Genomic DNA, 22343 nt, shown 5'->3' with positions numbered 1-22343 from the left:
GTTGTCATAATATTTTGTCAAACATCGATGCTGGATCTGGGGCGCTCACCTTCTAAGTGTCAAAATATTTATTTAGGCGTATGGCCCTGTAAGCTGCTTAACCCCCGTATTTATTGAGTTGTTGGTGTCAAAATATAATTTTTGGCACTAAACACTAAAAATCGCAGCCTACGGTTGCGATTTTTTTTATCCGAATGAAGGACATGCCCGATGGACCGATTCCAGGAAATGCAGGTCTTCGCCGTAGTTGCTCAAGAACAAGGCTTCTCGGCGGCGGCGCGACGTTTGGGGATGTCGGCGGCCAGTGTCACCCGGGCAGTGGCGGCGCTTGAGAAGCGCATTGGCACCCAATTGCTGACACGTACCACCCGCAGCGTGCATTTGAGCGAGGCGGGTCAGCGTTATCTGGAGGACTGTCGGAGAATTCTCGCCGAGGTGCAGGAAGCCGAGGATTCGGCAGCCGGAAGCCACGTCCAACCCCGTGGGCAACTGACGATCACGGCGCCGGTATTGTTCGGCGATTTGTTCGTCACGCCGGTCATGGTTGGCTACCTGACTCAATTCCCTGAAGTCAGCATCAACGCTGTACTGGTCGACCGGGTGGTGAGCATGGTCGAGGAGGGCATCGATGTGGCTGTGCGCATCGGTGAGTTGCCTGACAGCAATCAGCATGCAATTCGAGTGGGCGAAGTGCGGCGGGTGATCTGCGCTTCTCCTGGATTCCTGGCTGACCATGGTCGGCCGCAGCATCCAGCAGATTTGAGCGCAGCCCCGATCATCGCCACCTCGTCCATTGGGCAGCTCAGAAACTGGCCGTTCCTTGACGCGGGAGAGCCGATCAGCGTTCGTCCGGAACCGCGTCTTGTGGTCACCGCCAATCAGGCGGCTATCACGGCCGCCGCCATGGGCCTGGGACTGACCCGGGTCCTGTCGTATCAAGTGGCGAGCAAGGTCGCCGCCGGTGAGCTGGAAATCGTTCTGGCTGACTTCGAGCTGCCGCCATTGCCCATTCATGTGGTCTACCAGGGTGGGCGCAAGGCCCCGGTGCGGGTCCGTAGTTTTGTCGACTTCGCGGTGAAGGTGCTGCGCGAACACCCTGCCCTGAACCGCTGAAGGATTATTGCACGGGATGAAATAATGGATTGCATTTTCTGGTTATTCTGTTGCTTTGGTTATGGATGGAAGATAGCCCTCCATCGGCGCTGATCTTTCCTGAACGGCGCCACCACCCAGCGGAGTCGACCATGCAAGCCATCAAACTCTACAACTTCCCTCGTTCCGGCCATTCACACCGTGTGGAACTGATGCTGTCCCTGCTGCAATTGCCGACCGAGCTGATCTTCGTCGATTTGGCCAAAGGCGCTCATAAGCAACCGGACTTCCTGGCGCTCAACCCGTTTGGTCAGGTTCCAGTGATTGATGATCAAGGCGTGGTGCTGGCCGACTCCAACGCGATCCTGGTCTACCTTGCGCTGAAATACGGTAACGGCTACTGGCTGCCAACCGATCCGGTCGGTGCGGCCAAGGTTCAGCGCTGGTTGTCGGTCGCCGCCGGGCCGATAGCCTTCGGCCCCGCCAGGGCAAGGCTAATCACCGTGTTTGGTGCGCCTTACAACGCACAAGAGGTGATCGCTTATTCCCACACATGGCTCAAAGCGATCGATCAGGAATTGGGCACAACGCCCTATCTGGTCGGTAGCGAACCGACCATCGCCGACATCGCCGCGTACAGCTACATCGCCCATGCACCCGAAGGCAATGTGTCGCTGGACGACTACGCCAATATCCAGGTCTGGCTGGCGCGGATTGAAGCCTTGCCAGGGTTTGTCGGCATGCCGCGCGCCGTCGCCGGTTTGCAAAAAACTGCCTGATGTTCACGGCCCGACTCAGTCGGGCGCGTTCTTGTTGCGCGAGGAGCGCAGGGGAGAAGCCGTTATGGAACGTTCACCTTGGCACGCAGGCGAGAAACAGTTGCAGGCTCACGTGGGTGTCGCCGAGCGAATGGACACATTAGGTCGTAGGGTGATTCGCAGCGAGATGCCGGATCAGCACCGCACGTTCTATCAGCAGCTACCGTTCATGCTGTACGGCGCGGTGGATGCTGACGGCAACCCTTGGGCCAGCATTCTTGAAGGGGCACCGGGCTTTGCCCATTCTCCCGAGCCTACGCTGTTGCAGTTCGGCAGCCTGCCTGACCGCGACGACCCTGCACAACTGCAAGAGGGGGCGGCGATCGGTCTGCTCGGTATCGAACTGCACACCCGACGTCGCAACCGCCTCAATGGCCGAGTTGGCGCTGTGACGGCGGGCGGCTTCGAGGTGAAGGTGGAGCAGTCTTTCGGCAATTGCCCGCAATACATTCAATTGCGCCAGTTTCGCTCGGTGCCCTTGGCGGATCCGGCGACGCGTATCGCACAGCACCTAAACGGGCTGGATGACGCAGCCAAAGCCATGATCGCGGGCGCTGATACTTTCTTTGTCGCCAGTTATGTGGACGTCGATGGCCAACGCTCGGTGGACGTTTCTCATCGGGGTGGCCAGGCCGGTTTCGTCCAGGTAGAGGGCAATCGCCTGACCATCCCGGACTTCGCCGGCAACCTGTTCTTCAATACCTTGGGCAACCTGCTGATCAATCCACGAGCCGGTTTGCTGTTCATCGATTTCGATTCGGGCGACCTGCTGCACCTCAGTGGTCGCACCCGAGTCATTCTCGAAGGCTCGCAGGTCGAAGCTTTTCAAGGGGCCGAGCGGCTGTGGACCTTAGAGGTGGAGCGCGTGGTGCGGCGGCCCGCGGCGCTGGCCTTGCGTTGGCGCTTTGACGGTGTGTCACCCAAAAGTTTGCTGACCGGTACTTGGGCGCAGGCGAATGCTCGTCTGCGAGCTCAGGTTTAGAAAAAGATCGCAGGCAGTCCTACAGACGATGATTTTGGGGGGATGTTTCCGACAAGTTTTGACGGTTGTCGGGTGGGAAGTGGAGTGGATAGGCTTTGGGGGTCGCTGGCAATTCAGCGATCGGGCCTGGAAAACCCGAAGTATAGGATCACAGCAGATGACATAATGCGGCGCTTTTTCAGCTCTGCAGTTATGGCGGCTGTGCGTGGGAGACCTTCGGGTCTGCCGGGTTTGATCCTTTACCGGTTTTTCCAGTCCGCGTACAGCTGCCACCCCTTTCGTCTGGAAAACGAAAAATGGCAGCTCCATCTCTTTAAGGATCTTTGCCATGTTCAAGCCGACACCAAATCCGCCCGAAGCGGACAGCACTTCCCCTTACGAATCCCTCAATTCAAAAAAGCTCAACGAAGCCGCCGAACGCGCGCTCGATCACTACCTCAACCCATCCGCCCTCAAATCCCCCGTGGCCCGCAAGCCGAGCACGATGTTTATGGTTGCGCCGGATATCAAAGACGAAGACCTGCTGGCCCACACCTGCGAGTCGTTGGCCCAGGCCAGTGTGATGGCGAGTGATTTTGCGGGGTATCTGGAAGGGCCGCACCGGCATACGGCGATGGCGATTCAGCAGATCGTCATGCTGGCGGAACTGGCGGTGAACCGGATGCTGGATAACGTGGGCGTACTAAAACCTGCGCCACACAGCTGATCCCTGTGGGAGCCGGGCTTGCCCGCGATGGCGGATTAACATTCAACATTGATGTTGGCTGACACTCAGCCATCGCGGGCAAGCCCGCTCCCACAAAAAATCAGTTATGCGTAGGACAGGGATTTCTCTTCCAATAGGTCCTGATACAAGGCCGTCCACTTGCGGCCCATTTCGTCGGCGGTGAACAACTGCCGATAACGGGCTTCAGCCTTCACGCCCATTTGCGCCGCAAGCGTCGGGTTGTCCCACAGGGTGCGCATGGCTTCACGGAATGCTTGTGGATGACTTGGCGGCACCACCAGCCCGGTTTCGTTGTGAATGTTGATGAAACTGGTGCCGGTGCCGATTTCGCTGGAGATCATCGGTTTGCCGTACATCGCGCCTTCGAGCAACGAGATGCCGAACGCCTCGGAGCGCAGGTGCGATGGAAACACGATGGCGTAACTCAGTTGCAGCAGCGCGACTTTGTCTTCATCCCCCAGACGCCCGAGGAAGTGGATATTGCGCAAACCCAATGCCGCCGCCTGGGCGTGCAGTTCGGCTTCCAGCGGCCCGGCGCCGAGGATCACCACCGGGTAATCCACGCCTTTCAAGGCATCGAGCAGGATGTGCAGGCCTTTGTAATAGCGCATCACGCCCACAAACAGGAAAAACTTATCCCCAAGCGTTTGCCGCCAATGGCTAATGCGTTCGTTGTCGGGCTGTGGATAACCTGCCTTATTAAGGCCATAGGGAATGACTCGGGTTTTGTCCTGAAACTGCTGCAACACATCACTGGTGTGCAGATAGTTGGGGGACGCGGCGACGATCCGGTCGGCGCTGGCGAGAAAGCGGTTCATCAGGGGCCGGTAAAGTTTGAGCAAGTGTTTCTGGCGAATGATGTCCGAGTGGTAGGTCACCACGCTGGGTTTGTTCATGCCGTTGAGGAAATGCACCAGGTCCATGAACGGCCAGGGGAAGTGGTAATTGACCACGTCCGCCTCGGCGGCCATTTCACGAAACTGTTTGAAGACACTGTAGGAAAAACCCGTGGAGGCGAACTGAATGTCGAGTTTGGCCCGATGGACTTCGTGTTGCCCAAGCTGCACCACGGGCGGTGTTGGATCGGCACTGAGGGTCAGCACCTGACCTTCAATGCCATGCTGGGCGCCGCTTTCGCACAACTGGAAGATCACTTGTTCGATCCCGCCGACCGAGTCAGGCAGGTACGTCTTGAAGAAATGAAGCACTCGCATTCAACCTCCCATAGCCTGGCGGTAGGCGCGGGCGGTGACCTTCGCGCAACGTTCCCAGGAAAAAAGCCTTGCCTGCTGCAACCCGGCGTCCGTGCATGCTTGCCAATGTGCGTGATCGTCGATCAGTCGACGCATGGCATCACGCAAGCCGTCTGGATCGTCAGGTTCAATGTAGTTGCCCGCGTTGCCTGCGACCTCGGGCATGGCCGAGCGTCGGGTCAGGATCACCGGCGTGCCGCTGGCCATGGCCTCCAACACGGGTAGGCCGAAGCCTTCGTAGAGCGACGGAAAAATCAGCGCCCGTGCGCCGGCCAACAGCTGTGCAACCTGCTCGTCAGGCAGATAACCGAGCAAGCACACGTGACCGCTGGCCAATGCCTGGTGCAGCTCATCGCTGAATTGCTCGCGCTGCCAGCCAGCCATGCCGACGATCAGCAGCGGAAAGTGCTGACGCAACGCTTCCGGTAGTTGGGCATGGGCGCGCAGGGCCAGCGTGAGGTTCTTGCGTGGTTCCAGGGTGCCGACGCAGAGGAAGTATTCCCGCGCCTCGACCCCATGGGCCTTGAGCACGGCGTCGATGGCCTCGGGTTCGCGCGGGTGGAAACGTGTCGCCACGCCCAGCGGTGCGACCACAAAACGCTCGGCCGGCAGGGCGAAACAGGCCTGGGCTTCGTCGGCGATGTACTGCGAGTCGGTGAGAATCAGCCGCGCCTGTTGCACGCCATCGGCCAGTCGCCGCTCGATTTCTCGCAGGCGTGCCGGTGGTTGCGTCTCGGGATAGTGCAGGTGCGTCAGGTCATGCAGGGTGATGACTGTCGGGCCGTCGAACGACAGCGGCCACAGGCTGGGTTCGTGATAAAGGTCGATTGCCCGGGAACAGCCTTGATCGAAACGTTTCTGCGCCAGCCAGCGTCGCGCCTGATACGCACCGGGTATCTGCCGTAGCAACGGCGTCAGTCTTGAGTAACCCGGCATGGCCGCATCAGGTAGTGAAGAACTCCAGCCCCAGCCATGGAACAGCGACAACTCGACATCCGGCTCGCTGGCCAGGGCGCTCACCAATTCGGCAACGTAATGGCCGATGCCGGTACGCGGGGCCTGGAGGATTCGGGCGTTAAGGGCAATTCGCATGTTGCCTCTCTTGCACCACAGGTGTTTGCACAAGGTTGCGCAGGGTTCGTTCGGCCATTTGCGCACTCGCTTCACGCCAGCCGATCCAGTGCCAGTCCGTCACGTTGCGGGCTGCCGGGAATTGCCTGCTGCTCTCGAATCGAGCGACGAGATCGGCCAGGCTTTGTGGCTCGGCCAGATCAAAGTACGCCATGAACTCGCCGCCTATTTCGCGGAAGACTGGAATGTCGCTGCCCATGGCCGGCAAGCCGCGTTGCATGGCTTCCACCAGAGGCAGGCCGAAGCCTTCGACGTAGGACGGAAACACCAGCGCACTGGCGTGGGAGTAGGCATGTTCGAGGCTGGTGTCGCTCAGGTCGTTAAACATGAACAGTCGGGTGTTCAGCTGCGGGTGACTGCGCACCCGGGTGAGCAGGGCATCGCACTTCCAGCCAATGCGCCCGGCGATGCACAGACGGGCGGTGGAGCCCGCGGCCCAGGCGAGTTCGAAGGCGTCCAGCAAGTAGTCGTGGTTTTTGCGCGGCTCGATGGTGCTGACCATCAGGAACACCGGTTCCGGGGTATCGAACAGCCGTGTCAGGCGTGCTTCGACGGCGGCAGCTTCTTCGTGCAGGTCCAGCTCAGAGCCCAGGTGGAAGTAGTCGAACCACACTGTATCGGCTTTGGCAGGACCGATTCGACGACGCAATTCCTCGCGCACCTGATCGCGTACGGTGGCGGAAATCGCCACGTAGCCGTCGGCGGTTTGGGTGATCCAGTCGAACCATTCGTTGAAAATCTGCACCAGTCGCGTGTCGTAGAACTGCGGGTGGGTCAGGGGAATCAGGTCGTAGATCACCGAGACAATGCCTACACCTTCGCGTTTGAGTTGTTCAATCAATGGGAAGGCGTCGGCGTGCCAAGACGAATCCAGCAGCACTAACTGATCGCCCGGTTGATGCTGCAACGGCGAGCAACGGTTGGGCAGCTGATATTGGTTGATCCAATCGATCAGGCGCCGCGGCACGCTGAAGCCCGCCAGCGTTGTGAGGCGGTAGGCCGCGTACAGCGCTCGTCGGGTCCATCGCGATGTGCAGCGCTTGTCGAGGCGCTGGTGCAGTTGCCAGAAACGATGGGCCAAACGTTCTAGACGCCCACCGAATTCCATCAGCCCATTGAAAAGCGGTGTGTCCAAAGGGGCCAGGCTCAATACCCGGTAGAGCTTGCCCTTGAGCATCACCACTGGGATGCACTCAACGCCCTCGACGCTTTCAGGCAACTGATTGACGACGTTACGCACCACCCGCTGAATGCCCGAATTGACCTTGGGGTGCAGGAACACGTGGGTGCATTCCACCAGAAGACGCGTCATGGGGTGTTTTCCGAGACAATCGATTCGGCTGTGCGAGTGATGCTGGTTTTCGCCCCCAGCCACGAGCAGCCGATGAAGTCTTCGTGTCGGTTGTTGATCACGTGGAACACCAGACCATAGTCACGCCACTCGAAATTGCGGTCCAGGTGCGAGTCCAGCCGCGACAGGCTCAGGGCCACGGAATAGTTGCCTTTGCCCAGGCCCATGACGAAAGCAAAGCGGTAGGTCACCTGCTCGCCGGCCTGCAGGTCAGTGAGGGCGAGGTCCTGACGATGGGTGTTGATACCGTACATGGCCTGGCCCAGGCGATCCTTGATCATGAAACCCAGCACCAGTCGTTCGATGTCCTGGCGGACTTCGACCTGTACCTCAAGGACTACCGATTGGCCGACTTCGGCAGCGTTGATGGCGCGCTCGCGCTCATCCAGCAGACGCACGCTGAGGATTGCGGCTTCACCCGTGCCGGAAACGGTTTGCACCTGGCCGCCCGCGAGCATTTCCTGGCGCACCGTCTGGCCCTCGCGCTCGGCGAGCAGGGCATTGTAGTAATCCATGACGGCTTCGGGCTTGCCGTGCATGGCCATGCGGCCGTTTTCCAGGAGGATCGCCGAGTCGCAGATCGACTGGATCGCCGAGCGGTCGTGGGACACGATCAGTAACGTGGTGCCGGCCTTGCGGAAGCTGCGGATGCGGTCGAAGCTCTTGTGCTGGAAGTAGGCGTCACCCACCGACAGCGCTTCGTCGACGATCAGGATGTCCGGGCGCCGGGCGGTGGCCACGCTGAACGCCAGGCGCATCTGCATGCCACTGGAGTAGGTACGTACCGGATGATCGATGGCTTCGCCGATTTCCGCGAAGTGTTCGATTTGCGGCATCAGGGTTTCGATTTCTTCAACCTGCATACCGAGTAGTTGCCCGGCCATGACCGCGTTCTGTCGGCCGGTAAAATCCGGATGAAAGCCCATGCCCAGTTCCAGCAGGGCGGCGACGCGGCCTTCGAGCTGGATCTGCCCACAGGTGGGTTGGGTGGTGCCGGTGATCATCTTCAGCAAGGTACTTTTGCCGGCGCCGTTGACCCCGACAATGCCCACCGCTTCACCGGGAGCGATCTCGAACGCCACGTCTTGCAACACCCAGTGCTGGCGATGACGGATGGGCGAAAACGGGATCAGCCACTCGGCCAGTCGGCTCCAGCGCGTGGGGTATTGCTTGTAGGCCTTGCCCAGGCCGGTCACGCGTATGTGCCCCATTAGAGTTCATCCACCATTTCGCCGACCCGCTGACGAAACAGCCGCAGCCCGATCACGCAGAACAACACACCCGTCACGAAGATCGGCAGCAGCGAACTCCAGACCGGCCATTGGCCGTAGAGGAACAGGTTTTGGTAGCTGCCAATCAGGTTGGTCATCGGGTTGAGTTGCAACAACCGCTGCACCCATTCGGGCAGGATGTTCAGCGGGTACACGATCGGTGTCAGCCAGAACCAGAATTGCAGACAGATGCCGAAGAATTGCCCGACATCACGAAAGAACACGTTCAGCACGCCGAGGATCATCCCCAGCCCGGCGCAGAAGATGACTTGCAACGCCATCAGCGGCAGCAACGCCAGCAGGGCCATGCCCGGCAGGCGGCCGCTGATCAGCAGAAAGCCCAGGAACAGTCCGATGATGATCGCGAAGTTGATGCCGGCGTTGAACAGCACGATCACCGGCAGGCAGATTCTCGGGAAGCTGATTTTCTTCAGCAGGTTGGCGTTGTCCAGAAACATGTTCTGGCTGCGCAGGGTGATTTCCGAGAACAGGCCCCAGGTCAGCAGACCGGCGCAGAGGTAGACGCTGTAGGCCATGCCGTCATCCATCCCCGGCAAGCGGGCGCGCATGATGTGGGAAAAAATCACGGTATAGACGACGATCATCGACAGCGGGTTGAGCACGGTCCACAGGGCACCGAACAGCGAATTGCGATAACGCGCTTGAAACTCTCGCTTGACGCTACCGAGGATGAAACCCCGGTAGCTCCACAGTGAGCGATACAGGGAAAGCAGCATTCAAACCGTCCTGCCGTATTGGTCTTCGAAGCGAACGATATCGTCCTCCCCCAGGTATTCGCCGCTTTGCACTTCAATGATTACCAGGTCGATCACCCCGGGGTTTTCCAGGCGGTGCCTGTGCCCGGCGGCAATGAACGTCGACTCGTTCTTGGCCACCAGGTGCGAACCGGCACCGTTGTTGGTGACCTTGGCCATGCCTTCGACCACCACCCAGTGTTCGTTGCGGTGATGGTGCATTTGCAGCGACAACTTGGCGCCGGGTTTGACCACGATACGTTTGATCTTGAAGCGCGGGCCTTCCTCGAGCACGGTGTAGGTGCCCCAGGGGCGGCTGACCGTGCGATGCAGGCGATAGGCTTCGTGCTTTTTGTCCTTGAGTTGCCGGGCTACCCGGCGCACGTCCTGGGCGCGGTCGACGTGGGCCACCAGCACCGCGTCGGCGGTGTCGATGATGATCAGGTTATCCACACCCACTGCGGCTACCAACCGGTCTTCGCTCTGGACGAAGTTGTCACGGCTGTCGATGAAGATCGCATCGCCGCTGGCGCGATTGTTCTGTGTATCGGCCGGCACCAATGCCGCCACCGCGCCCCAGGATCCGATGTCGCTCCAGTCGAACCCGGCCGGCACCACAACCACTTTGTCGGAGCGCTCCATCAGGGCGTAGTCGATGGAGATGTCGGTGATCCTGGCGAAATGGGTCGGCGAAAGCTCCTGTTGCAGGCAACCAGCGGTTTCCAGCGGCGCGCTGGCCGCCATGCAGGCCCGAGCCTGTTCAAGCAGCTCGGGCGCATGAAGGTGCAACTCGGCCAGCAGCGTGGCGATCGAGAAACAGAACATCCCCGAATTCCACAGGAAATTGCCGCTTTCCAGATAATGCGTGGCGGTTTGCAGGTCGGGTTTTTCGACGAAGCGCTGCACCTTGGCGGCGCCTTTGTCGTCCAGCGGGACACCGGTTTCGATGTAGCCGAAGCCGGTTTCCGGGGCTGTCGGCACGACGCCGAACGTCACCAGATGACCGGCCTTGGCCAGCGTCACGGCGTGCTCGACCGCGCTCTTCAACGCGTCTTCGTTGAGGATCAGATGGTCGGCAGGCATCACCACCATGATCGCTTCGTCGCCGTGCAGGGCTTGTAGCGAAAGGGCCGCCGCCGCGATGGCCGGGGCCGTATTGCGACCCGTCGGTTCGAGCAGAAAATGCCCGCGATGGCGCTCCAGGCGTGCGTCCTGATAGTGATCCTTGCTCTGGAAGTAGTAGTCGCGGTTGGTCACCGTGACGATATCGCCCCAGCCATCGAGTAAACCGGCCGCACGTCGATAGGTTTTGCCCAGCAGCGACTGACCATCGGGCAGAACCATGAACGGCTTGGGATGGCCTTCACGAGACACCGGCCACAAACGGGTCCCGGCACCACCGGAAAGAATCACGGGGATCAGCATGACCTACTCCTTGGCAACCCGTTTCATGTCCGCATCCATCATCATGCGGATCAAGGTGTCCAGGTCGGTTTTTGGTTTCCAGCCCAGTACACGTCGGGCCTTGGCCGGGTTGCCGAGCAGGACGTCGACTTCGGCCGGGCGGAAGAAGGCCGGGTCAATCTTCACGTAATCGCGGTAATTGAGGCCGATGTGATCAAAGGCGATGCGACACATTTCGCGCACCGTGGTGGTCACGCCGGTGGCGACCACGTAATCGTCAGGCTTGTCCTGTTGCAGCATCAGCCACATGGCTTCGACGTAGTCGCCGGCGAACCCCCAATCACGTTTCGTGTCGATGTTGCCCAAGCGCAGTTCCTGCTGTTTGCCCTGCTTGATGCGGGCGGCGGCGTCGGTGACTTTGCGGGTCACGAACTCGATGCCGCGTAGCGGTGATTCGTGGTTGAACAGGATTCCGCTGCTGGCGTGCAGGTTGAAGCTTTCGCGGTAGTTCACGGTGATCCAGTGACCGTAGAGCTTGGCCACACCGTAAGGGCTGCGCGGGTAGAACGGTGTGTTTTCATCCTGCTGCTCGGCCTGAATCAAGCCGAACATTTCGCTGGTGGACGCTTGATAGAAACGGGTGTGCGGACTGAACTGGCGGATCGCTTCGAGCAGGTGAGTCACGCCCAGGCCGTCGACGATGCCGGTGCTCACCGGTTGATCCCAGGAGGCGGCGACAAAGCTTTGCGCGGCCAGGTTATAGACCTCGTCCGGCGCCGACTTGATCACCGCGCGCTGCACCGAGCAGGCATCGGCCATGTCGCCGTCCAGATAGACGATATCGCCCTCGATCCCCGTCTCGCGCAGCCGCCAACGCGAATCGCTGCTGCGCCGCGCCACCAGACCGTGGACCTTGTAACCCTTATCGAGCAACAGTTTTGCCAGATACGCGCCGTCCTGGCCGGTGATCCCTGTGATCAGTGCACTTTTTGTCATTCTTGTCGTACTCGCGTCTCCCAGTCGGACAGGATCGCCCGCAGGGATTGTTGTGTTGTGATGTCAGGCGTCCATCCTGTGGTCTGGGCGAGCTTGGCATGGCTGCCACAAACGCGACGCTGATCCGCGCGACGAAGACGCGCCGGATCCTGAATCAGTTGCATATCGACCTGAGCGAGGTCCCCCAGTTGTTCGATCAAACTGCGAATGCTCTGCTCGCGCCCCGAGCAAATGTTGTAGACCTGCCCCGGCGTGCCTTTTTCCAGTAACGCCAGGTAGGCCGACACCACGTCGCCCACATCGAGGAAGTCGCGGGTGACATCGATGTCGCCGACTTCCAGTTGTGGTGCTTGCAGGCCTTGCTTGATCCGGCTGATCTGCCGCGCGGCGCTGGCGATGACGAAGCTGTCCTTCTGCCCGGTACCGATGTGGTTGAACGGGCGGGCGACCAGCACCGGCCAGCTTTCGCTCAAACCCCATTGCAGGCTCAAGAACTCCGCCGACAGTTTGCTCACCGCATAAGGATTGCGCGGGCAGGGCGGTTGGAGTTCGGTGATGGGCAAATCTGTTTCGTTGACCTGGCCATAGACATCACCGGAGCTGACATACAGGAAGGTACCGTTGAAGCCGCGGGCCTTGAGGGCTTGAAGCAGGTTGAGGGTGCCCAGCAGGTTGATGTTCAGCGTGCGCGCCGGATCACGGAAGGCTTCGGGAACGAAGGTCTGGCCGGCCAGGTGAATGACCGCATCGGGCATCTCCGGCCACAGGCCTTCAAGGCTTTCTGGCTGTGCGAGATCGTACCGGGAAGGGGCAGGCAGCAGGTCCCATTCCGAGGCGTCAGTCTTCAGACGAGATTGGATGTGTTGCCCCACGAATCCACTCAGACCCGTCACGAACAGACGCTTTTTCAAGCAACGAAACTCCTTGATCATAAAACTTCGCCATTCCCTACAAGCTTGACGGAAATGCCTGACAGACCGGGTGGATTACTGGGTCGAAAGACAGGCGAAATTCGTTGTTGTGGTTGTTTGGTCGCCAATCTGTGCCAATTGTGCAGCAATTTCAACAGCTCTCAGCGTGACCGGTCAGTTCTCGTTTTTGCCGTCCTATTTATTCTCGCCGGACGGTTCACGAACCCTTAATGGATGTGTTTAGAATGCCCCTCGTCACGATCGCCCGGGGTTCGGCAGGGTTGTCTGAAACTCCGCGAAACCTGACCACTAAAACAAGAACGTAGACGGGCACGAAGACGATGGACGAGGGCGGGCAAACGCCGACTCGATCCGTGGTTTCGCCGTCATAGAGTGAGGCTGCCGGGATGGCGGCCTCATCGTGGAATGCCATGAATTTCATTCTTTACTCGGACGTCAACGACAGCTCCATCAGCCAGAGCCTCGGTCGTCCCGAATACAGTTATTACTTCGTGCTCAAGGCTTATCGCCCGGTGCTCGAAAGCCTGGGGCGGGTGCATGTGGTGTCCTCCACCGCCGAGGTCGACCCCCTCTACAGGCAACTGCTTGCCGCCGGCGAAGACAGCCTGTTCCTGTCCTTCACCCCGCCGCAGAAAACCCCGAACGACCTTGAATGCCCGACGATCTGCGTGGTGGCCTGGGAGTTCGATTCGATTCCCGATGAGCAGTGGGACAACGATCCCCGGCAGGACTGGACCCACATGCTGGCGCGCCAGGGCCGGGTGATCACGCTCTCCAGTCATACCGCCCGGGCGATCCGTCGGGCCATGGGCGAAGACTTTCCGGTGTTGGTCTTGCCGACTCCGTTGTGGGAAAACTTCGCGGCCATCCGTAGCCGACATACCAGTGTACCGGTCAATGCCGGTTCGACCCTCGACATCAAGGGCTGCATCTTCGATACCCGCACGCTCGAACTGTCCGCCGACTCGCTGATTCCACCGCCGTTGACCCCGGAGCAGCAGGCCGAACTCGATGCCTTGCGGCCGCCGCCGCTGACCCTGAGACGCCGCTTCGTCATCGCCAGGCACTACCTGCGCCTGTGGGTGCTGGACCTGGGCAAGGCGCAACAGGTACCGGTCCATCGCACACATTTTCTGAGTCAGTGGTACTGGGAAGGGATTCGCGATCTGCTGTCCGCTCCGGCTCACTCCAGGCTCGCAAAATACCTCCCGGCCATTGCCGGTCCGCAGTCGGTGCCGGCCCATGTACCGGCACCGGTGGACCTGCCGGACACGACGGAACAGGTTCAAACACAGGTCGATGGCGTGGTCTACGTCACCGTGTTCAACCCCCGGGACGGACGCAAGAACTGGCATCAACTGATCAGCGCATTTTGCTGGGCATTCCGGGAAACCGAGGACGCCACGCTGGTGCTGAAGATTACCCAGAGCGATCTGTCGTCCTACTACGCCGAGCTGATGACCTTGCTGGCGCAGCTGTCGCCGTTCGCCTGTCGGGTGGTGGTGATGCACGGTTACCTGGACGATCCGCAATATGCCCGGCTCTATGAGGCGGCGAGTTATTACGTCAACGCCTCGCGCTGCGAGGGCCTGTGCCTGCCGCTGATGGAGTTCATGGCCAGCGGCAAACCGGTGATCGCCCCGGACCACACGGCCATGGAGGATTACATCGATGAGCGCGTGGCGTTTGTGGTCAAGTCCAGCGAAGAGCTGACCGTCTGGCCCCAGGACACCCGCATCATCTACCGTACCCTGCGTTATCGACCGGACTGGGGGTCGTTGAAAACGGCCTACGAAAACAGCTACCGGATCGCCAGGGAACAGCCGCTGGAGTACCAGCGCATGTCTCACGCCGCGGTCGGGCGCATGCACGATTACTGCGCCTTCGCCCCGGTGCAACAGCGCCTGGCGGACTTTTTCGGGCTGGCGCCGCACGTGCTGCCGGCAACGGCCGTGACGGATAACGCCTCATGCTGATCATCATTCATTCGGAAACCAACCAGCGCACCATTGCCCAGAACCTGGGCCGTTCGGAGTACAGCTACTACTTCGTGCTCAAGGAGTATCGGCCGGTGCTGGAGCGACTGGGTCGGGTGGTGGAAGTCAGCGACCCGCAAACCGAAGTCGATGCCCTGTACCTCGACTGCCTGGCCCGTGGCGAAGATTGCGTGTTCCTGTCGTTCTCGCCGCCCCATCGCACGCCTGTGCATTTCGCCTGTCCGACCCTGGCAGTGTTTGCCTGGGAATTCAGCACCATTCCCAACGAACCGTTCGCCGGCGAGCCGCGTAATGACTGGCGCACGGTGTTGCGTGCGTGCGGTGCGGCAATCACCCATTCCAGCTACACCGTCAATGCCGTGCGCGAAGCCATGGGCGCCGACTATCCGATCGTCGCGGTACCGGCGCCGGTGTGGGATCGCTTTGCCGAACGTGGTGCGCAGTTGCAGCGTCAGCCATTGGCCCGCCAGGTGCGCTTGAAGATCAAAGGTTTGCTGGCCGACAGTCGTCAACTTGATCTGCGAGCCTTTGGGCCTGCGCATTTGCGTGCCGGCAAGGGCATCGACTTTCAGGCGCCCGTCCGTGAACAAGAGCTGGTGCTCGACGGTGTGATCTACACGTCGGTGTTCAACCCCGGCGACGGGCGCAAGAATTGGGAAGACATGCTCAGTGCCTTCTGCGTGACCTTCCGCGAGGTCGAAGACGCCACACTGGTGCTCAAACTGACTCACCACGATGCCGAAGAAGCGCTGACCGATATCCTTCACCATTTGTACAAAAACCAGTCCTATCGCTGCCGCATCGTGCTGATTTACGGCTACCTCGCGGATGCGGACTACGAGCGTCTGGTGCAAGCAACCAGCTACGTGGTGAACACGTCCTACGGCGAGGGCCAGTGCCTGCCACTGATGGAATTCATGTCGTGCGGCAAACCGGCGGTGGCACCGCGCACCACGGCGATGATCGATTACCTGGACGCCGACAATGCTTTCCTCATCGACTCCACGGATGAGCTGACGGCCTGGCCCCATGACCCGCGCAAGGCGTTTCGCACCCTGCGTTACATCACCAGTTGGGCCTCGTTATGCACGGCCTATCGGGCCAGCTATGACGTGGCCCGGGACGACCCGCAACGCTATGCAAGGATGTCCACCCACGCGGTGGCCAGCCTGCAGAACTTCTGCAGCCAGGCAACCGCTGAACAGCGACTGAAAGGATTTTTGGCCCGGCTGTTCGAACCCCGCACTGCGTCCGCCGTGGAAACCCCCGAGGCATGATCCGCGCATTGATGAGTTGGCTGCGTCCGGCGACAAAACCCGAACCGGTGCCTGTGCCGGCACCGGTGGCGCAAGGCAGCGTGTCGCCGCGAGATGTCGGCTTGCACGACGCCATGCTCGACGGCTGGTTTTCGGGCGACAGCGGTGAACTGCTCAAGGGTTTTGCCATCACCGCGAACGACACCTTGCTGGATGTCGGTTGCGGCGAAGGCGTTGCGACGTTGTTTGCGGTGCGTCAGGGCGCGTCGGTGATTTTTACCGACAGTGAACACGACAAGGTCCGTGACCTGGCCCGGCAAGTGGAAGTGCAGACGGACAAGCCAGGACTGGGGCTGGTCAGCAATAGCCTGCCGTTGCCGCTGGCCGATGGTTGCGCGAGCAAAGTGGTGTGCATGGAAGTGCTCGAACACATCGACCGGCCCGAGCCGTTCATGGCCGAGCTGGTGCGCATGGGTCGTCCCGGTGCGCAGTATCTGCTCAGCGTGCCGGCACCGGTGGGCGAGCACTTGCAGCAGGGTATCGCGCCGGCCAGCTATTTCCAGTCACCCAATCACGTACAGATTTTTACCCCGGAACGCTTCGCCGCGCTGGTGGAGGGCGCCGGTCTGGTGATCGAACATCGCCAGGCCACCGGGTTTTTCTGGGTGATGGGCATGATCTTCTTCTGGGCCAGCGAGCGCGCAGCCGGACGTGACCTGGGCGGCGCGGTGCGGGATCGGATTCAGGCGCCGTATCCGCCGCTGATGGAGAGCTGGGCGAAAACCTGGCAAGACCTGCTGGCGCAACCTGATGGCCTGGCGATCAAGCAGATGCTCGATCAGTTCATGCCCAAGAGCCAGGTGATCATTGCGCGCAAACCCATGACGAGCGGCTCAAAAGCCGGGACGCTGCCATGAGCAGTCGACGGATCCTCGATATCGAGTTGTTGCGCGGGATCGCCGTGCTTGGCGTGGTGGTGCATCACCTGCAAAGCGTGCCGTTTCCGGGGGGGCTGCCGGGCTTCGAGTCGGGCATGGACTACGGGCAACTCTGGTGGGGCGTGGATCTGTTTTTCGTCATCTCGGGGTTTGTGATTGCCCGTGGCCTGATTCCGCTGCTGCGTGGATGCCGGACACCGCAGGCCTTTTGGCAGGAAACCCGCGATTTCTGGGTTCGCCGGGCCTTTCGTCTGTTGCCATCCGCCTGGTTGTGGTTGCTGCTGATGTTGTCGGGTGCGCTGTTGTTCAACCAGTCGGGCGCCTTTGGCACGGTGCAGGCCAATCTGCAGGCGACGCTGGCGGGCTTTCTGCAGTTTGCCAATTTTCGGTTTGCCGAAAGTTTCATGAATTTCGAATACGGCGCCAGCTTCGTTTACTGGAGCCTGTCCCTTGAAGAGCAGTTCTACCTGCTGCTGCCGTTACTGATCCTCGCTTGCCGCAAGCGCTTGATATGGGTGTTGCTGGCCTTGGTTGCCGTGCAGCTGTTTACCTGGCGCTCGGCCTTGTTGATGAGCATCAGGACCGACGCCCTGGCACTGGGCGTGTTGCTGGCAATGTGGAGCTCAAGGCCGAGTTATCTGGTTTGGGAGCCGCGGTTGTTGAGCCGCCGTTGGGCAGGCCCGTTGATGCTGATCGGTGTGGCGGCGGTGTTGAGCGTGATGGCGAGTCCACCGTTCAATCTGGCGAGTTACCGGACGGGAGCACTTGCCTTGCTGTGCGCGGTGCTGGTGTGGATCGCTTCCTACAATCGCGATTACCTGCTGCCCAAGGGCAAGCTCAAACAACTACTGGTGTGGTTGGGCGCCCGGTCCTATGGCATCTACCTGATTCACATCCCGGCGTTTTTTGCCGTGCGCGAAGGCTTGTTTCGTTTCGCGCCTGGCGGTTCGCAGGACGTGGCGACGCAGCCGGCACTGGCGCTGTTTTGCGCCCTGCCCCTGATCGTGCTGCTGAGCGAACTCAACTACCGATTCATCGAGCTACCCATGCGCAACCGGGGTGCCCGTCTGGTGCAACGCTTGCGTGCGTCCCGATCAGCCCTTCCATCCTCTGGAGCCACCTCATGCTGAGCCTTTTGAAGAAACTCACGGCGGGCACGCCCGCTGCCGCGCAGCCGCTGACGCCAGCACCATCGGTATCCGACAAGGTCGACCCGTACATGCTCGGTCTGCACGACGCGATGCTCAGTGGCTGGTTCAACCAGCAAACCGGCGAGCTGTTCACAGGTTTCCCGGTCAGCCCCGAGGACACGCTGTTGGACGTGGGCTGCGGCGACGGGGGCAACGTGCATTTTTGCGGCATGCGCGGCGCGAAGATCATCATCGCCGACATTGACGCGGCCAAGGTCGAAGCAACTCGTCAGCGCCTGAGCGACACGCCGGCGCGAGGCGTCGAGTGCCACGTCACGGACTGCAACCCGCTGCCGATTGCCGACGCGACCGCGACCCGGGTGGTGTCCACGGAAGTGATCGAGCACGTCGACGATCCGGCGCAGTTCCTCGCCGAACTGGTGCGGGTCGGCAAGCCCGGGGCGCTGTATTTGCTCAGTGTTCCGCACCCGAGTTCCGAAGACCTGCAAAAAGACATCGCCGCGCCTGAGTATTTCCAGAAGCCCAACCACATTCGCATCATCAGCGAAGAGCAGTTCAAGTCGATGGTCAGCGACGCCGGCCTGGAAGTCATCAGTCACAGCCAGTACGGGTTCTATTGGTCGATGTGGATGCTGTTGTTCTGGGAAGCCAAGGTCGATTTCAGCAACGCCGACCACCCGTTGCTCAACCATTGGGCCGACACCTGGCAGGCCGTTCTGTCCTCGCCACGGGGCGCGCAGATCAAACAGGCGCTGGACGCGGTCGTGGCGAAAAGTCAGGTGATCATTGCCCGCAAGCCAATGGCTGAGTAGGCTGCCGGGAATTCGTAATAGATCAATTGTGGCGAGGGAGCTTGCTCCCGCTGGGCTGCGAAGCAGCCCCTCATTTCATCAGACACACCACATTGGCTGCATTTTCGACTGCTGCGCAGCCGAGCGGGAGCAAGCTCCCTCGCCACAGAGGATGAGGGTTCATTGTGTTTTTCATTCGTCTGTCGGCCTTGCTTGCCGCATTGCTGTTGCTCAGCGGTTGCGAGCGACCGGACGCGCCACCGCTCGATCAACAACTCTATGTCTGGCAACGGCAATGGACGCCAGCCCATGACGTCGCGCTGCGCGACAGCCGCACCGATTTCTCGACCTTGCGCGTGCTGGCCTTGCAGGCGTTTCCGCAGGCCGGTTGGAGCCGGGCGCGGATCGATCCGGCGCGGCTCAAGCGTGATGGTCGACCGCTGATTGCGGTGATTCGTCTGGATGGCCAGCTCAAGGGGCTGGATCAGGACGAGGTCACGGCGCAAATCCAGCAAGTGTTCAGTGATTGGCAAGGGCAGGGGCTGGTCCTCTCCGGTGTGGAAATCGACCACGATGCGGGTAACGCCCGGCTACCGGCCTACCGCGAATTTCTCACACATTTGCGCGCCGACCTGCCGGCTTCCTTGCCGCTGAGCATCACCGCGTTGCCGGCCTGGCTCGACAGCCCTGAGTTGCCGGCGCTGCTGGCGACGGTCGACAGCAGCGTCTTGCAGGTGCATGCGGTGAGCGATCCACGGCGTGGGCTGTTCGACCCGGATCAGGCCCGGCAGTGGGCCAAGGCCTGGAGCGGTATCACCTCGAAACCGTTTTATCTGGCGCTGCCGGCTTATGGCGTGGCGCTGTTGCCAGGGGCCAGTGGTGCGCCGGTTGTGGAAAGCGAAGTGCCCATCGAGCGGGGCGGCAAACGCCGGGAATTGCTGGCAGACCCGCAGCAACTGAGCAAGCTCGGCGCCGAGTTGCGCGCCGATCCCCCGGCTCATCTGGCCGGACTGATCTGGTTTCGTCTGCCGCTGGCCAATGATCGCAGGGCCTGGAGCCTGACGACGCTAATCGCCGTGGCGCGTGGCGATACGCTCGACAGTCGTGTGGGGCTGAAACTCTCGGCGCAGGACGGTCTCTACGACATCAGCGTCAGCAACCAAGGCAACCTCGACAGCGCCTGGCCCGAACGCCTGACACTGGCGGTGCAGGGCTGCGATGGCGCCGATGCATTGGCCGGTTATGCATTGCAACAGCGCCCGGATCTGCTTACCTTCACCCGCCTGCGCGAGGGTCGAATCCCGGCCGGCGGGCAGCGCGCCATCGGTTGGGCACGCTGCGCAAATATTGATCAAGGAGGTTCGAATGTTCACCCGTAACTGGCCCCGCCATGTGCTTTGCCTGAGCCTCAGCCTGCCGTTGGGTTCGGTGCTGGCCTGCGGGCCGGACTTCCCCATGCGCCTGCTGGACAACCGTGACCAGTCGCTGGCGGAACTGCCGGAAGGCAACTTCAACCTTGAGATCAACCGCCTCGGGCATGCCATCGCGGGACTGAAAAATGTCACCGCAGCCACCAACATTCCCGGGGACGGTTATGGCGATGCGCCCGATTACACCGGTCAGCGCGACACCGCCGAACAGGCCGGTTTGACGCCCGAGCAACAAGCGCGGGTGAAACAGCTGCGCAGCCTGACTGATGCCCGTCAGGTAGAAGAGCAAGGTGCGAATCTGCCGACCGAGTTCACGTTCTATCTGGCTGGCGCGGTGGCGTTTAACGCCGGTGACCATGGTTTGGCCGCCGAATACTTTCAGAAAGTGCTGGCGCTGCCGGCGGATCAACGCCCGTTGCGCAGCACCTGGGCGGCTTATTCGTTGGGGCGGGCACTGTTCGCCATGAGTTCAGAAGCGGGTGCCGGCCCGGACCTGCTGGCTCAATCTCGAAAGGCCTTCAAGCAGACTCGTCAGTTGAGCATTGACGGCTTCAGCGACCCGTTGGAACTGGGTGTCGCCAGCCTCGGCGAAGAAGCGCGAGTGGCCCGCACCGCTGGCGACTGGAACAACGCCATCGAACTCTACGCCACGCAAAACCTCCACGGTTCGGCGGTGGGTTACACCTCGCTGAAGCTGTTGATGGCCGATCTGGCGGCGATGCCTGACGATCAACTGGCCGAGGTGCTCAAGGGCAAAGCGGTGCAGCAACTGGTGACGGCGTCGTTGATCAGTAGACTGGGCTGGTCATTCGGTGATCAACCGCCGAACGAACAGAAACTGATCAAACTGCTGCAAACCAGCACCCGTGGCAGTCTCGATAACGCAGATCGCCTGGCGGCAATGAATTATCAACAGGGCGATTACACCAGCGCCAAAGCCTTCCTCGAACAGGCCGGTGACGGCGGCCTCGCGTGGTGGCTGCGGGCGAAACTGGCGTTGCGTGAGGGCGACAAAGGCGCTGCCGCCGCGGCCTATGCCAAGGCAGCCCAGGCCTTCCCGCAGAACGAGTCCTGGGGCGAACGAAGGACTCCGGACTGGGATTACGAAACGGTGCAGCCCAAGTGCCGGGTCAACGGGGAAAGCGCGATCCTCGCCCTGCAACGCGGGGATTACCTGCAAGCCTTCAATCAGCTTTATCGCAGCCGAAACATTTACTGGTACGACGCGGCCACCGTTGCCGAGCGGGTGCTGACCCTCGATGAACTCAAGCAGTACGTCGACACCCAGGTACCGGCACCGCCGCCGCTCAGTCAGCAGGATCGTGACAATTATGTGCCGTTGCCAGTGGCCGCGAGCCTGCGCAATCTGCTGGGGCGGCGCCTGTTGCGTGAAGGGCGTTATGACGAAGCACCGGTTTACTTCGACAACGTCGATCTGCAGAACAAGGCCAAGGCGTATGGACAGTTGCGTCAGGAGGCGGACGCTGCCTGGTGGCCGACCAAACGTGCCGCGGCGTTGTTCAATGCGGCTTCGACGGCACGCCAATGGGGAATGGAGATTCTCGGCTACGAAATGGCGCCGGATTACGCCACATTGGGTGGTAATTACAGCCTTGAGAGCCGCGAGCTCGAGGTCGGTCCGTTAGTGGCTGAAGATGAAGTCCAGCGTCAGCAAGCCAGCGCCGCTCAACCCGAGCAGCGCTATCACTATCGTTATGTCGCAACGGCTTTGGCCAGTCGTGCTGCCGATAATCTGCCTCATACCAGCCAGGCTTTTGCGGCAGTGTTGTGTGCGGCGGCGGGGTGGAACACCAGCCTTGAAGAGGAAAGTGCCTTCTATCAACGGTATGTAAAAGAAGGGCCGTACGTGGATTGGGCGGTGAACTTCGGTCACCAATGCCCTTATCCCGACTTTCAGAACGCCAGCAAACGTTATGTAACCCAGGCCACCGATGCTACGCGTTCGATGTTGCGGCCTTACAAGACGCCGGTGCAGGTAGGCGCTATTGTGGCGATCACGGCGGCGGCGTTGCTGCTGATCAGTCGCCGTCGTCGTAAAGCGCGGTAA

Annotated in this window: 18 protein-coding genes and 1 pseudogene; 11 read left to right on the top strand and 8 right to left on the bottom strand. The window is 60.7% G+C overall.

Translation table 11 applies throughout. The features are described 5' to 3' along the window. Window positions 1-210: 210 nt before the first annotated feature. From QMK51_RS28670 to QMK51_RS28655, 4 genes and pseudogenes are all read left to right on the top strand, one after another. Window positions 211-1113, top strand: coding sequence for a LysR family transcriptional regulator (locus tag QMK51_RS28670; RefSeq protein ID WP_320392778.1), 903 nt, complete (start codon window positions 211-213; stop codon window positions 1111-1113). A 131-nt stretch (window positions 1114-1244) separates the two neighbouring features. Continuing rightward, window positions 1245-1871, top strand: coding sequence for a glutathione S-transferase (locus QMK51_RS28665; protein WP_320392777.1), 627 nt, complete (start codon window positions 1245-1247; stop codon window positions 1869-1871). Window positions 1872-1935: 64 nt separating this feature from the next. Next, window positions 1936-2886: pseudogene (locus QMK51_RS28660) on the top strand (pyridoxamine 5'-phosphate oxidase family protein); the annotation flags it as partial. Between the two features lie 334 nt (window positions 2887-3220). Then, on the top strand, window positions 3221-3598 hold the full coding sequence (locus QMK51_RS28655; RefSeq protein ID WP_320392776.1) for a DUF6124 family protein: 378 nt from the start codon (window positions 3221-3223) through the stop codon (window positions 3596-3598). A gap of 104 nt (window positions 3599-3702) precedes the next feature. On the opposite strand, the gene QMK51_RS28650 is transcribed toward QMK51_RS28655, so the two are convergent. Genes QMK51_RS28650 through QMK51_RS28615 form a run of 8 tightly spaced genes read right to left on the bottom strand, consistent with a single transcriptional unit; the run spans window position 3703 to window position 12691 of the window. Further along, entirely contained in the window at window positions 3703-4833 is a 1131-nt protein-coding gene (locus tag QMK51_RS28650) for a glycosyltransferase family 4 protein (RefSeq protein ID WP_320392775.1), read from the bottom strand. After that, window positions 4834-5964, bottom strand: coding sequence for a glycosyltransferase family 1 protein (locus tag QMK51_RS28645; protein WP_320392774.1), 1131 nt, complete (start codon window positions 5962-5964; stop codon window positions 4834-4836). It lies immediately after the preceding gene. Continuing rightward, window positions 5948-7315, bottom strand: a complete 1368-nt coding sequence (locus QMK51_RS28640) for a glycosyltransferase family 1 protein (protein WP_320392773.1) — start codon at window positions 7313-7315, stop codon at window positions 5948-5950. The genes QMK51_RS28645 and QMK51_RS28640 overlap by 17 nt, the downstream gene beginning before the upstream one ends. Further along, entirely contained in the window at window positions 7312-8565 is a 1254-nt protein-coding gene (locus QMK51_RS28635) for an ABC transporter ATP-binding protein (protein WP_320392772.1), read from the bottom strand. The genes QMK51_RS28640 and QMK51_RS28635 overlap by 4 nt, the downstream gene beginning before the upstream one ends. Then, window positions 8565-9362: an ABC transporter permease gene (locus tag QMK51_RS28630; protein ID WP_320392771.1), complete on the bottom strand. Its 798-nt coding sequence runs from the start codon at window positions 9360-9362 to the stop codon at window positions 8565-8567. The genes QMK51_RS28635 and QMK51_RS28630 overlap by 1 nt, the downstream gene beginning before the upstream one ends. Further along, on the bottom strand, window positions 9363-10805 hold the full coding sequence (locus tag QMK51_RS28625; RefSeq protein WP_320392770.1) for a mannose-1-phosphate guanylyltransferase/mannose-6-phosphate isomerase: 1443 nt from the start codon (window positions 10803-10805) through the stop codon (window positions 9363-9365). It abuts the gene before it with no gap. 3 nt (window positions 10806-10808) lie between these two features. Further along, window positions 10809-11780, bottom strand: coding sequence for a GDP-mannose 4,6-dehydratase (gene gmd, locus QMK51_RS28620; protein WP_258698296.1), 972 nt, complete (start codon window positions 11778-11780; stop codon window positions 10809-10811). Then, entirely contained in the window at window positions 11777-12691 is a 915-nt protein-coding gene (locus tag QMK51_RS28615; RefSeq protein WP_258698295.1) for a GDP-mannose 4,6-dehydratase, read from the bottom strand. Before QMK51_RS28615 ends, gmd begins: the two co-directional genes overlap by 4 nt. 431 nt (window positions 12692-13122) lie before the next feature. Between QMK51_RS28615 and QMK51_RS28610 the strand changes: the two genes are divergently transcribed. The 7 genes from QMK51_RS28610 to QMK51_RS28580 all read left to right on the top strand — a co-directional run bounded on the left by QMK51_RS28610 (window position 13123) and on the right by QMK51_RS28580 (window position 22343). Then, window positions 13123-14688 (top strand): glycosyltransferase, encoded by a 1566-nt coding sequence (locus QMK51_RS28610; protein WP_320392769.1) that lies wholly within the window; start codon window positions 13123-13125, stop codon window positions 14686-14688. Next, window positions 14682-15986 (top strand): glycosyltransferase, encoded by a 1305-nt coding sequence (locus tag QMK51_RS28605; protein ID WP_320392768.1) that lies wholly within the window; start codon window positions 14682-14684, stop codon window positions 15984-15986. Before QMK51_RS28610 ends, QMK51_RS28605 begins: the two co-directional genes overlap by 7 nt. Further along, window positions 15983-16882 (top strand): class I SAM-dependent methyltransferase, encoded by a 900-nt coding sequence (locus QMK51_RS28600; RefSeq protein ID WP_320392767.1) that lies wholly within the window; start codon window positions 15983-15985, stop codon window positions 16880-16882. The genes QMK51_RS28605 and QMK51_RS28600 overlap by 4 nt, the downstream gene beginning before the upstream one ends. Further along, window positions 16879-18033: an acyltransferase family protein gene (locus tag QMK51_RS28595; RefSeq protein ID WP_258698291.1), complete on the top strand. Its 1155-nt coding sequence runs from the start codon at window positions 16879-16881 to the stop codon at window positions 18031-18033. Before QMK51_RS28600 ends, QMK51_RS28595 begins: the two co-directional genes overlap by 4 nt. After that, window positions 18027-18866: a class I SAM-dependent methyltransferase gene (locus QMK51_RS28590; protein WP_320392766.1), complete on the top strand. Its 840-nt coding sequence runs from the start codon at window positions 18027-18029 to the stop codon at window positions 18864-18866. The genes QMK51_RS28595 and QMK51_RS28590 overlap by 7 nt, the downstream gene beginning before the upstream one ends. A gap of 161 nt (window positions 18867-19027) precedes the next feature. Further along, the gene (locus QMK51_RS28585; protein WP_320394581.1) at window positions 19028-20224 is read left to right on the top strand and encodes a DUF3142 domain-containing protein; all 1197 of its coding nucleotides are present in this window, start codon (window positions 19028-19030) and stop codon (window positions 20222-20224) included. Then, window positions 20211-22343, top strand: a complete 2133-nt coding sequence (locus QMK51_RS28580) for a hypothetical protein (protein ID WP_320392765.1) — start codon at window positions 20211-20213, stop codon at window positions 22341-22343. The genes QMK51_RS28585 and QMK51_RS28580 overlap by 14 nt, the downstream gene beginning before the upstream one ends.

The organism is Pseudomonas sp. P9_31 (assembly GCF_034008235.1).
GTDB lineage: Bacteria > Pseudomonadota > Gammaproteobacteria > Pseudomonadales > Pseudomonadaceae > Aquipseudomonas.
This window is presented reverse-complemented; position numbering and strand designations above follow the sequence as displayed.